This is a genomic window from Herbaspirillum autotrophicum (genome assembly GCF_001189915.1).
GTDB lineage: Bacteria > Pseudomonadota > Gammaproteobacteria > Burkholderiales > Burkholderiaceae_D > Herbaspirillum > Herbaspirillum autotrophicum.
Map to the genome: position 1 here is coordinate 35,547 of NZ_LFLS01000022.1, position 13,487 is coordinate 49,033.

At 59.4% G+C, this 13,487-nt stretch carries 6 protein-coding genes; 4 read left to right on the forward strand and 2 right to left on the reverse strand.

The features are described 5' to 3' along the window. The first annotated feature begins 9 nt into the window (after positions 1-9). The 4 genes from AKL27_RS17060 (at position 10) to AKL27_RS17075 (ending at position 3,849) form a co-directional block, all read left to right on the forward strand. Positions 10-204, forward strand: a complete 195-nt coding sequence (locus tag AKL27_RS17060; protein ID WP_050464061.1) for a DUF2905 domain-containing protein — start codon at positions 10-12, stop codon at positions 202-204. 125 nt (positions 205-329) lie between these two features. Continuing rightward, a complete protein-coding gene (locus tag AKL27_RS17065) occupies positions 330-986 on the forward strand; it encodes a response regulator (protein ID WP_050464113.1) in 657 nt (218 codons plus the stop codon). Next, the gene (locus tag AKL27_RS17070) at positions 983-2,284 is read left to right on the forward strand and encodes a sensor histidine kinase (RefSeq protein WP_050464062.1); all 1,302 of its coding nucleotides are present in this window, start codon (positions 983-985) and stop codon (positions 2,282-2,284) included. The genes AKL27_RS17065 and AKL27_RS17070 overlap by 4 nt, the downstream gene beginning before the upstream one ends. Positions 2,285-2,385: 101 nt before the next feature. Further along, a complete protein-coding gene (locus AKL27_RS17075) occupies positions 2,386-3,849 on the forward strand; it encodes a DegQ family serine endoprotease (RefSeq protein WP_050464063.1) in 1,464 nt (487 codons plus the stop codon). Between the two features lie 97 nt (positions 3,850-3,946). Here AKL27_RS17075 and AKL27_RS17080 read toward each other — a convergent pair whose 3' ends face one another. Both AKL27_RS17080 and AKL27_RS17085 read right to left on the reverse strand, forming a co-directional pair. Continuing rightward, complete coding sequence (locus AKL27_RS17080; protein ID WP_157056970.1) at positions 3,947-8,803, reverse strand: dermonecrotic toxin domain-containing protein; 4,857 nt, start codon at positions 8,801-8,803, stop codon at positions 3,947-3,949. 168 nt (positions 8,804-8,971) lie between these two features. After that, on the reverse strand, positions 8,972-13,345 hold the full coding sequence (locus AKL27_RS17085; RefSeq protein WP_050464065.1) for a dermonecrotic toxin domain-containing protein: 4,374 nt from the start codon (positions 13,343-13,345) through the stop codon (positions 8,972-8,974). Positions 13,346-13,487 lie beyond the last annotated feature (142 nt).

Below are 13,487 nucleotides of genomic sequence, written 5' to 3' on the forward strand. Positions count from 1 at the left end.
GGTCGCTTCATGATTCGCTGGGTATTGGTGATCTTTTTCGCCGTGATCGTTTTTTCCTCTTTGTTGCCGTGGCTGGAAAAGCTCGGCATCGGCCGCTTGCCGGGCGATCTGCGTTTCAAATTGTTCGGCCGCGTGTTTTCGCTGCCGTTCGCTTCCACCATTCTGCTGTCGGCCGTGATTTTCCTGATCGCGCGTTTTATCTGACGTCTGCCTGCGCATTGTGTTTCAGGTTGGCGTTCAGTCTGCGTTAAGTTTGCGTTAAGTCGCAGCCTGCTAACATGATCCATCTGAGATGATTCACGTGGTTTAACCGGTGGCAAGGAGTGGGCGTGCGCGTATTACTCGTGGAAGACGACCTGATGGTCGGTGCGGCGGTCCGCAAGGGTTTGCGTCAGGATGGCTTTGCCGTGGACTGGGTGCAGGATGGCAAGGCCGCCGAGCTGGCCCTGCAACAGGAAGACTATGCCTTGCTGTTGCTGGACCTCGGTTTGCCGCAAAAAAGCGGACTGGCGGTATTGCAATCGCTGCGTGCGCAAGGCAACAAGATTCCGGTGCTCATCACGACCGCGCGCGATGCCGTTGCCGATCGCGTGGCCGGGCTCGATGCCGGCGCCGATGACTATCTGATCAAACCATTCGACCTCGAAGAACTGTCGGCCCGCATGCGGGCGTTGTTGCGCCGGCAATCCGGTCGGGCCGACAGCCTGATCGAAGTCGGCGACGTGGTGCTCAATCAAGCTACCCATGAAGTGTCGCTGCAAGGACAGCCGGTCAATCTGTCGGCGCGCGAGTTCGCGTTGTTGCGCGCTTTTCTGGACCGGCCTGGCGTGGTGCTGTCGCGCGCACAACTGGAAGAAAAACTGTATGGCTGGGATGACAGCATCGACAGCAATGCGGTGGAAGTGCACATCCACGCCTTGCGCAAAAAGCTCGGCAGCGATTTCATCAAGAATGTGCGCGGCATAGGGTATCTGGTGTCCAAATGAATTCGATACGACGTCAATTGTTGCTGTGGCTGGCACTGGGGTTGAGTGCCGGTATTCTGCTGGCCGGCATCGCCTTGTATTTTCAGGCGCGTGGCGAAGCCAATGAAATATTCGACTATCAGATGCGCCAGATTGCGGCCTCGCTGCCGCGTCAGGCATTTGCGCCCATCGCGCCGGGGCAGGCCTTGCCCGGCATGGATGACGAAATCATGATGCAGATCTGGGATAGCACCGGCACCGTGATTTATCACTCGCATGCCCGCAGCGCCATGCCGCAGCAAGCCGAACTGGGTTTCGTCAATGTGCCGGGACCGGGTGGCGCGTGGCGCGTGTACAGCGCGCAGATCGGCAATACCGTGGTGCAGGTGTCGCAGCCGCTCAGCGCCCGCCAGACGGTGGCGGCGCAGATGGCGGTCAAGACCGTGATGCCGCTGTTGCTGCTGTTTCCCTTTCTGGGGGCGTTGATCTGGATCGCCGTCAGCCGTGGACTGGCGCCGGTGCGGCGCGCCGCAGATGAAGTCAAGCAGCTCGACATGCATGCGCTGGCGCCGATTGCCGATGTCGGTCTGCCGCAGGAAATACAACCGCTGACGCATGCTCTCAATGACTTGTTGTTGCGACTGAAAAGTGCGATGCAGGTACAGCGGGCATTTGTTGCCGATGCCGCACACGAGTTGCGCACACCGCTGACCGCGTTGCGTTTGCAAGTGCAACTGGCGGAGCGTGCTGATAACGCGGAAGAGCGGCAGGCCGCCTTCCAGGATTTGAAAAACGGTCTGGAGCGTGCCACGCATCTGGTGCATCAGCTATTGACGCTGGCGCGTCAGGAGCCGGGTCTGCGGCAGCATGTCGAACTGGATCTGACGGCGCTGGTACAGCGGGTCATCGCCGATATGTCGCCGCTGGCGCTGCATCGGAATATTGATCTGGGCATGACCGAGGCGGCGGCCGTGACGGTCAGCGGCGATGCCGATGCCTTGCGTATTCTGTTCAGCAATCTGCTGGTCAATGCCGTGCATTACAGCGCGCCCGGCGGCACCGTCGACGTTGCCATGCAGTGGATGGACGAGCGCGCCGTGGTCACCATACAGGATAGCGGGCCGGGCATTCCGGCCGCGCACATGGAGCGGGTATTCGATCGCTTCTACCGGGCCGCTGATGCGCAGACGCAGGCCGTGGTCGGCAGCGGGCTGGGGTTGGCCATCGTGCGCCAGATCGCCGATCTGCACGGTATTGCCGTGCAACTGGAAAATACCGCGCCCGGATTGCGTGTCACCGTACGTTTTCCGCAGGCCTGAAGCTTATTCCGGTTTATTGAGAGACCTTAAGTTTGTCTTAATTCTGAGCATTTATTCTGCACTTCATCGGGTAAACCTTCACCCATTTTCAGGAGTGCTCCATGAATCGTTCTTCCTTGCTGGTACGCAATACACTCGCTATTGCATTGGCTGCTGCGCTGGGCGGTGGCTATGTTTACTTCCGCGGTGCCGACCTGCCCGCCGTGCAGGCCGCCAATCTCACCATGCCGGCACCAGCCTCGGGCAATGTTGCCGTGTCGGGTGCGCCGGTGGATTTCTCGACGATTGTTGCGCAATCCGGCCCGGCCGTGGTCAACATCAGCGTGACCGGCAAGGCCAAGCGCGTCACCGACGACACGCCGCAACTCGATCCGAATGATCCGTTGTCGGAATTCTTCAAGCGTTTCGGTCCGCAATTCCAGGCCCCCCGTTCGCCACAAATCATGCGCGGTCTCGGTTCCGGTTTCATCATCAGCGCCGATGGTTTGATTCTGACCAATGCGCACGTGGTGGATGGTGCTTCGGAAGTGACAGTCAAGCTGACTGACCGCCGCGAGTTCAAGGCCAAGGTGTTGGGCATCGACAAGCAAAGCGATATCGCCGTGATTCGGATTGCGGCCAAGGATTTGCCGACCGTGAGAATTGGCAATCCGTCGCTGATCAAGGTCGGTGAACCGGTGTTGGCCATCGGCTCGCCTTACGGCTTCGACAATACGGCGACTGCCGGCATTGTGAGCGCGAAGTCGCGCAGTCTGCCGGATGACAATTACGTGCCATTCATTCAAACTGATGTGGCGGTCAATCCCGGCAATTCCGGCGGCCCGCTGTTTAATCTGCGAGGCGAAGTGATCGGGATCAATTCGCAGATTTACAGTCAGACCGGTGGCTTCCAGGGTTTGTCGTTTTCGATTCCGATTGATGTCGCGATGAAGGTCGAGCAGCAACTGGCGCAACACGGCAAGGTGACGCGTGGTCGTCTCGGCGTATCGGTGCAGGAAGTGAATCAGGCGCTGGCGGAATCGTTTGGCCTGAAAAATTCCGAAGGCGCATTGATCAGTTCGGTCGAGAAGGACAGTCCGGCAGAAAAAGCCGGCTTGCAGGCAGGCGACGTGATCCTGAAGTTCAATGGCCAGGCCATCAGTCATTCGGTGGATTTGCCAACACTGGTCGCCGATACCGCGCCCGGCTCAACGCAAAAGATTGAAGTCATGCGTGGCGGTGCGATCAAGAGCCTGAACGTCAAGATCGGTGAAGCGCAGGCGCCCAAGGTGGCCGGCGCCAATACCAGCGCTGAACCGCAAGGACGGCTGGGACTGGCAGTGCGTCCGCTGGATCAGGATGAACAGCAACAACTGGGCGTGCGTGGCGGGCTGGTGGTGCAAGATGTCAGCGGACCTTCGGCGATTGCCGGCATCCAGAGCGGTGACGTGATTCTGTCGCTCAATGGCACCGCCATCACGAATGTCGATCAGTTGCGCAAACTGACTGACAAGGCCGGCAAGAATGTCGCTTTGCTGGTGGCGCGTGGTGATGAAAAGATTTTTGTTCCGGTCAATCTGAACTGATTCCTCCGGCGGATTCTTGGCAGTACTGAAAAAATGGATGTCCGCGGACATCCATTTTTTTGCATTGCACATCCGTTGTCTTGCATGTGACGGCAGATCAGGCAATCGACATCGCTGAAGCGGAAGATGCCGGTGCCGGTTCCGTGAAAAATATTTTGCGCACCAGCGGCCCGTACAATTCCCCGCGATGGATGGCCAGTCGTTGTCCTTGCGCCTGTGCTTCACCTTGCGCACCGGCGCCGAGGTAACGTTGCTCCGGCGTTTTCAAATGAGCCGCCGAAAAATGTTCAGCGGCGGTATCGGCAGCCGGGTAGTGCATATGTGCATAGGCCCATATTTTTCCTCCGGCCCTGATTTCAAATTCATCGAGATAGTCACGCATTCGTTGCGGCCGGTTGGCGGACGCTGCGCCCGCCGTGTTGTTGACCACAACCCGTGACCGGGTTTTTCTGATCTGCAGCAAGCCCCGGTTGTCCAGATATGCCAGATCACTTGCGTTCGGCGCATTGTTCAGAATCATCGTGACCCGGATGCCCTGGCCCTTTTTGGACAATTCGTTTGCCTTGTTGCGCAGCGCGGCAATCATGGCGTCTGCCTGGCGACGATTTTCTTCAGTGGTCAGACGGCCTTTCACCAGCGCTGTTTCATTGGCGGTTTCCTGCAGGCGGCTGGCGCTGTGGTCGAGAATGCCGGCCGGGGTGGATGGCAAGCCATCGCCTTTGCGCGCCAGAAAATCGGCAATATTTTCGGCGGACCTGACTTCATCCAATACTTTGTTGAATTTGTTGCTGAGCTGATGCCAGCCGGCGACGTCGACGCTGGCGGTTTGTCCGCCGCTGACAGCCGGTTGCACCGGCGCGTAGGCAATCCAGTATTGCGCATTGGGTGAGCGCAGATAGGTGGCCTTGCGCTGATTGCGGCTGTCCAGAATATCGACGATGTCCGGGTTGTCGGCGCGCGGTTTGCCGCTGAGAACATGACCTTCGACAGTGCGGATATCCACCCGGTTTTTGGAGGCCGCCGGCCTGGCCGGTTCTGTTGCGCCGCCCGATGTTGTCCGCGATGGGCCAGACTGGTTGCTCTTGCGCGATGGCGGCGCCGGCAGCAGCGTTTTTTTCGATGCCGGGGCAGGCATGCCGTCGAGCCGGGTCAGCAAACGTTCCAGTTCCTCTTCCGCCAGTCCATGCAGGATGCGCACGTCGCTGATGATTGCAGTTTCGGCATTGATCATGCGCATGACTGCGGACAACTGACTGTGCGGCTGCATGCCGCTGTCCATTCCACGCGTAATCCCGACCAGCTTGCGATAGCCTTTGGTGTCGGCATCTTTGAGCGCCTCGCAGGTTTCCAGCGCAGAACGATAGTTGCGGCTGATGACCGTCATTTCTGCAATCCTGCCTTGAATGCGTTCTCTGAGCAGTGCGGGGTTGGCGGCAAAGTCCGGAAACATCAGGCGCGTTGCTTTGCTGTCGGCGTCCATCACGGCCAGCAATTCCATGCGGACATTGTTCTTCACCAGAACGGAAGCGCTGATCCCCAGCAAATGGGTGCGCAAATCCTGTCCCTGAAGTACGTCAGCAATGCGGTCCTGCGATGCTTCCCATTGGTCATGCTTCTGGTGCATCCGTGCCGCTTCGGCTTCGTTGGTCAGTTGCAACTGCTTCAGTTTGCCCGGCCCGGGCATGCCGCCGGCACCGGTTACGCGCCGCCACGTACCATTGCCGGCAGTATCGACAGTCAGCAACGGGTGGCGGGAGTCGGGATCAATGATCTGCACCCGGTTGTCACTGCTGCGGAAATCGCTTCTGATCTCATAGGGGGCGTTGACGCCGCTGTCATCGGTATAGCGGATATACCAGCGGTTGCCGGCCTGATAGATGCCGCGATGATCGGGCCGGATACCGGCCAGCGATGATTCGGGTACGGTATGCGCCGTGATCACGCCGCTGCGGCTCGGCTGCAAGCGGCTGGCTGGCAGTGCGGCTGCTGCCAGACCGGCGCCCGGTTCATCTGCCACGACGCCGGATGCAACCGTGGCGGTGTTGCGCGCCACGGTGGTACCGGACTGCTCCAGTGCATCGGCGACTTGCGTTACCGCCGTGGTGCCGGTTTTGATTGCTTGCCCGGCCCAGGCCACGAATGGCACGGCGTTGAACAAGCCGAAGGCGGCGCGGGTGGCGCCGGCGTGTCGCTCCTGAGCGGTCTGGCCGTGGAGCGCCTGACCGGCGCCATAGCCGGCATCGATCAGGCCAAGCAGTGCAAAGCTCATCGGAAATTCCAGCATCAGCGGCAGCGCCAGCGGACTCTGTGCCAGCCTGATGGTGGACTTGACGTACCACTCGAGGTTGTCCCATCTGACGTCGGCGTTGTTGCGGATATTGTCGACCATGGCGTACATCGATTTCCTGATGCCGAGAACCAGTTGTGCGAACGGCTCCTGATCTGCCGCGAATGCCGGGAACTGTACATATTTCGCGGGATTCCACAGTTCATCTGCGGTCGGACGGTGGTGCGGGTAGATGGCGCCGGCATATTGCTGCTGATCGACGCTGCGCATGTGCGGATACGCAGCAATGCCGTCGAGCGCGCTTCTGACGCCGGTTTTTTTCCAGAACAGATGACCGCTGTCTTCGACATCGGCGGCAGAGAAATGTCGCAACAAGGCCTCGCGCCTGAATCCGTCTTTGGCCTGGGTGGCAATCCAGGTCTGCAATGTCGCGGGACTGTCAAATTCGTGCAGCGGTGAGGAATTGCCCGGGATATACAACAGGATCCGGTTGCTGTCGCGGTCACGGCAAGTCAGTATGTCGACCGCAGTGCGGCCATGGATTGCCAATGGCGCAATTTCGGTATTGCCGGCGGCGGGCGTGGCGGCACGCAATTGTTGCGGTGTGATGTCATTCCAGCGCAGGCGCGGATCAAGGCCGGCAGATTGCAGCGCCAGCTTCAGTCCCGCCGCGCTCAGACTGTTTTCGGCGCGTTGCATGAAGGCGGTTCTGATGAAAGCGGTTTTCACCAGCGTGCGTTGCCGGTCAGCATTGGACGTGTCATGCGACGAATCGGATGGCCACACGGTTTGCAGGTAGGTGCGGTACTTTTCCTTGAAATCGAGATTCCATACCCATTGCCTGAATTCGGCCGGAGAAATATCGCTGACTTGCGTCGCCGGACTGAATTGCCACGGTTGTGACTGCCGGTAAATGCCTTCGTAAGTACGATACCCGAGTCCGAGCGGGTACTGCCGGAAGGCATCACTGATTTCGATGGTCGGTCCGATCCGGGACGGCGTCAGCAGACCAAACCCGTTTTCGCCGAAGCGGTCGTCGCCCACCGCCTGATAGTTGCTCAGCACGGCATCGGTCAGGCTCAGTGCATGCGCCACATTGCCCTGAGCCGGAGTGCCGGGCGCGGCTTCGTGGCCGGCGTAATCGTAATGCAGCGTGACCAGTCTGGTGCCGTGTGGATCAAGCTGCTGTCCCCAGCGTTGTTGTATCAACTGACCGGCATAGCTGGCCGGCGAGAGCGGCACCGCAGCCGACAAGGACCCGGTGAAACGGCGGATCTCTTCATCATGGGCTGCGGTTTGCTGTTGTTCACGGTATTGCAGCAGCAACCGCCGGGCATCGAGAATGGCGCTGACGTCAAACCTGTTTTGCAGGCTGGCAGCCTGATCGGTACTGGTGCCCGGAAGGGTGCCGCGTTGCTTGTCACGTCTGCTGGCATACGCAATATCCTGCTGTTGCTGGTCGAGCTGCGTTTGCAGACATGCGGCAAACAGCGGGCCGGTGACTGGCTGATAGCGCAACGCGTCGGTGGCATCCAGCATATTGCCGAACACCTCCGCGCGCTCCCGGTTTTCCAATGCCACATGGGTCAGCAGGGTAGTGCGCAGTGGTGCGCTGTCGAAGCATTGCAGCATGGCTTGCCGATAGGCGGACGCGGAGCTGAACTCCATCAGTCCCTGACCCGGGATCATCAGCAGCACCGGGCCGGCGGTCCGGTCCGGGGATTCATGCGGGCTGCGCGTGAAGACCGCGATGCCGGAAAACGGAATGACACCGGCGTCGTCCTGTAATGACAGACTGAATATTCCGGGCTGGCTGGCGGACGTGTGCAATTCGGCGACGTTGGCGACATTGGCTGCGCGCAGCAGCCATTGACGGCTGGTGTCGCTGAGCGTGCCGTCGCCGACGCGCAATTGTGCTTCTGCCTGCCGTTGCATGCGGTACCCGGCGCTGAGCCATGCCTTTGGTGTCTGCGGCGGATCAAGCGTGTCATCCGGGGTATGCCAGAAATGCTGCAATGCCTGTTGATAATGTTGCGGCTGCCGGCTGGCACTGACGGCTTCCTGCAGTATCCGTTCAAACGCCAGCAGATGATGCGATCCTTTCATGGCGCCGACTTCGCAACTGCTGCCGGCATTGTCGGGCAGATAGAAAAAACCGGTGCGCGACTGGTTGTAGGTTGGCGCTGCGCCGGCGGTGAGCGCCGCCTGCAATTCCTGGCTCAGGGTCCGCGAGGTGATGACCGTGCGTTCGAAGCGGGAGGCCGGCGAGGCCGAGGCACGTTCCCTCTCGTCATAGGCGGCGACATAGACATAATCCGGATTGAGCGCGCCGGCTTCGGGGAACGCTTGCCTCAACGCCTGCCGGAACGCGGCATCGGTCACGCTCTTGAAATCCGGTTGGCGGCGCAGCACACGCGTGACTTCCGCGTTCGAGTCGGCCAGCCGGTCCAGCAGGATCGATGCCGCTGGCGTGCCTGCCTGCGGCCGGCCGTAAACCGGATTGGCTGCGGCACTGGCTGGTGCGACTGGCGGTGCCGGTCGCCGGGATGTCGCATCGGGCCGTGCGGCAGCTGTCGTGTTCGCGGTTCTGCGGCCCTGCAATATGGGAAGTTGTGTTTGTTGCGGAGAGGTGCCGCTGGAAGAGGGGAATGACGAAATGGTGGGCATGGCGAGCATCTGACAGACGACAGGAATTACATGGATATTTCCTGTTGGCAATAGTTCGGCGCAAATCCGAGATTCGATATTGTTCTAGATCGGGTTGATAATCGGTCTGATTTATATAATCCCCGGTACGAAAACCGGATGACAGTGCGGACGGAAAATCCGCTGTGTCTAGCGATATTCTTCCCAGGTATGCGCATTGCCGATCTGATTCACATCGTTGAGCGGCAGACGGCTATCCAGCCACTCATCGATCAGCGCCTTCATCGCATCGGGGATTTCAATACTGCTGTCGGCCCTGAGCCGGATGGCTTCGCGCAGCTGATACATGTCGGGCAGGCGTTCGTTGACTACCTTGTTGAAAACATCAGGCCCGGTGACATAGGAAACGCGCTTCATGTAATCAGAAATCTGTTGTTCTGAATGTGTACTTTTACGCGGGCGCGGAAGTACATAGAGATCCCGGTTCTCAAGGAAGCGCCGGTAACTTTCTTCGGAGATTGCGCGCAGCGTGGGATTGTTTTTTTGCGTGCCAAAGATGCTGGTGTTGTACTCGGCATCCATGCCCAGCGTACTGTTGGAAACCGGGCCGTTCAGTGCCAGACCGGCCGGCGTGGTCTTGATGTCGAGCACACCCAGTGGTCGCAGTTTATCGTCGATGTCCATGTACAGCCCGCCTTTGCGAAACAGCAACTGGTAGCGCATGATATCGGCGGCCGACGCATTGTTGGCGGCGACGCCGCCGTTGCCATTGAGGGCGGTTTGATACTGCGCAAAATACTTCCCTTGTTCAGCGCTGCGAAAGTTGCGATAGAAACGACTGTCTTCGAGCGTAATGACATCGACCAGCGGGGCATATTCTTTCAGGGCCGCCAGATTCTTTTGAAAATTGAGCGGATGGTGATTGGATAAATACAGTTTGGTTTTATAGGGTTTCTTTCCCAATGTCGCGTTGAACGCATTGCGACCGAGATTCTTTACCAGCGCCTCGGGAATGACGCGGTCACCGATCCATACACTGCGAATGATGCGAGGGATGGAACTGGCGCGCATCATCCCTGGAATTGCCAGCGGCAGGGCCAGTTCGATGCCAAGTGCTTTCAGGCTGACCACGCGTTCGTCGTTGGTCACGCGGTGAGCAGGGTTCCTCTTTCGCATTTCATTGTTGCGCAGTACATACCAGCCGGGATCTTTGGCGGCGCCGGTTTCATTTATTTCATGAAAGGCATTTTTTTCGAGATTGAATCCGACGTCGCGTTCGCGGCCATTGATGTTGATACTGAAAAAATGGCCACGACCGCCGGCGGTCATCGTCTTTCGGATTACCGGTTGCGCCGGTGATGCCGGCTCCGGTTGATGCAGCGGCGAAATATCTGCCGCTGCTGCCGACGGGGAAAGGCTGTCATTGCCTCCCTTGAGCGGCGATATTTTGCGCCACACATTGTCGGCGTCGGGGGCGCCATAACCGGCCGACTTGAGTAGTCCCGGATGCGACGGATCCCAGACAAACAAATCGCGATAGCGCACCATCGTGTTTTTCGTGTACCAGTAATAGTGAGTCAGGCCATCAATCTGCACCGTTGTCATGCCGGCCGGAACCGGATTTGCCGGTGACGGCAGTGGCGGCACGGCGCTTATCCGGGCACCGCCGGCCGGATTGCGCGGCTGTTTGTCGATGCCGGCGCGATAGAGTTTTCCCGCCTGATGCATTGACACGCCGAAGCTATCGGATACGGCGCCGCCGAGCTGGCTGATGCCGTTGACCAATTCGATCAGCGCGGCGTCGTCGTCGCCGCGGCGTCTGGCATCACTGCTGCTGTAAAACGCATACCCTGCACGCAGCAGCGATAACGGCAGGCTCAGCCTGAGCGGCAGAATGATGCCGGCGATATCCAGTGCGGTATCGAACTTGTCCCACCATGCCTGACGCCCGGCTTCGCTGTTGGTGGTAGTTCGGGCATCGGCATCGGCCAGGAGATGTCGTACCTGGTTGCGATAAGCGCTGTGCAGGAAATTGCCCGGGACCGGTGGTTGTCTGAAATTGCAGGCCGACACGCCGTCAGCGAGCAGCTTGCCGACTTCGTGCTGATGGCCGGTCTCGATGCGTTGCAACAGATAGTCGCGCATGAGGGGATTGTTGATGAAGCCGGCCATCATCTGCTTGCGATTTTCGTATTCCCGCAAGCGCTTGCCATCTGGCGCATCGGGCGTATACATGACAATCTTTGACGAACCGACGCCGGCTTGCATGGTGACGGGGAACAGTCCAATGGCCGTGACCAGCGGCACCGGGGTGGCAAATGCCAGAATGCCGTTGAGTTGTTGGCCGCCGATGGCAACATTGCGCGTGCGCACTACTTCATTGTTGGCGTAGCAAGGTGATCCTTTCAATGCTGCCAGAACCCAGTGCGCGCTTTCAGAAGTGATATCGCCGCTGATCTTTGCTTCGCGCACATCGAGTTGCATCTGGGCCTTCAGAAACTGCGTATAAGATTGTTCGCGCGCGATGCCTTCGGGCGAATCGAGCAGCCGCGATTGCAGGAATTCCTGGTAACGCTGTCCGATGTTGGCGGCGCGTATGGTTTGCGTCAGATAATTGCGGGTCAGTTGCGGCAGGGATTTACCATCGCTGTCGGTAACCGGGAATTCGTTGCCCCAGCTCAGGTCCAGCATGCGGGTGTTGGCCAGCGCCAGTTCGGTCAGCGTCATGCGGGACGGAATTTTTTCCGGCTTCCGGGCTTGTGGCGGCGCCGGCAAATCGCCGCGCGTGGTATGCGGCAGCGAGAGTGAATAGGTTGTGACGATAACGCGATCCGGGTCGATATCGAGTTGCAGATCGTGCCTGATGCGCGCACGGATGTCGTCGCGCGCGTAGCGTTGCAGAAAGCCCGTATCAAGAAATTGCCACATGGCCGGAAAGCCGCCGGTCTGCGTTTTTTGCAATGCGGCCTGGTACGCTTTCAATTCATCGAACCAGGCCGCGCGGTCGGTCTCACTGGCTGCTTGCAGGAATTTTTCCAGAATCAGTTGCTGGCGCAGATTCAGCATCCCGGCGATATCGGATGTGGCGCTGAGGTCGGCCGCCTGGTCAAGTGCGGCAGATGAGGCGGAGCGGCCGGCTGTTCCGGACAAGGCGGTCCACGTAATATCGCGGGCTTGCTGATCCAGTACGGACTGCACGCGGTCAAGCATGACCGGACCGGAAATCGGCTGGTAGCGGAACGGGCTGGTGGCGGCGATCTCGTTGTCGAGATTGGCTGCACGTTGACGCTCGGCTTGTGCAACCCGCGTCAGCAATATGTCGCGTTGTGAGGTGGCATCGAACAATTGCTGCAGACCCTGGCGATACGCTGCCGCCGACGCATACGCCAGCACGCCTTGTCCCGGGATCGCCAGCAAGACTCGCCCCGCAGTACTGTCAGGCGGTTGATCCGGGCTTTGGGTCACGACCAGAATGCCGGAAAGCGGAATGGATCCGGCGCCGTCTTGCAATGAGACGGAGAATGCCCCAGGCGGATGTTCTGCAAGGCGGTTTTCTGCGATATCGGTCAGCCACTGCTGGTCAGCGGCGGTCAGGGTGCCATCGCTGATGCGCAGCCGGGCTTCGGTCAGACGCTGTTCACCCCATTCGCGCGCCAGCCGGGTGCGCGGCGTCTGTTCGCCATCGAGGGTCGGATCCGGGCTGTTCCAGAACTGTCGCAAGTGCTGCCGGAATTGATGGTGACGGGCGCTGGCAGTGGTGGCGTCTTGCAGAATTTTTTCAAACGTCAGCAGATTCCGGGCGCCTTTCATTTGCGCAATTTCATTGCCGGCATCGGCATTGTCCGGTTGCCGGAAAAAGCCGGTTCTGGTCTGGTCGTAGTTGGCCGGCGCTGTGTTTGCGGATGCCAGCAATGCTGCCGTCAATGTCTGCGAAAAAAGCACGGTGCGGGAAAAGACCGGATGCGGGGCGGAGGAAGGAACTTCATGTTCCGCGTACTGCGTGACATAAATATGGTCGGGATCGGGTGCCGGAGACAGCGTCGGCCAGGCACGCTGCAGCGCATTCTGAAAAGCCTGCAACAGAGCGGCTTGCGAGTGCGGCTGGCGTTGCAATACATACGCCACGTCCCGGCCCGAGGCCGCCAGGTGCTCCAGCCCGGATTGTTCCGCGGAGGGGGCCGGGAGACGATCTTTGTCGTGATTGAACACCGCGCCGATGATGTGTTGGATGGTGGTGGTTGAAATTTTCTGAATCGCGATGTTTGCTGCGTTCACCACATCCTTCGTACTGTCGTCGTCCTGTTCGTGATCCGCCCGGGAAGGTGCGGGTGCGACCGGATCGTTGACATCGCGCGGCATCCGCAACCGGGGGCTGCTGTAACAGGGATTGTCGTTCGCCGGTGCCGGTGCTGCGGGTGTCAGCGTAACGCGGGTTGGCGTGCCGGAATGCAACTGCAGTGCGCCGCCGCCGGATGTGGCTGGCCGGGTCTGTATGCTGCCGGTGTCGCGGTTTTGGCAACGGCGATGATTGCAGGCACCGGCGGAGGTATCGATTTCGCGCATGGCAGACCTCAATCTGGTCGTAACGGAACCAGGTTGGTGTTATCGATCAGCGAATGGTTCAATATGCAGTGCCTTTCATTTACAACAGCGTTTTTCAAGAGTAACCGGCGGTTAATCCGCTGACGTTACTGTCTCCGATTGC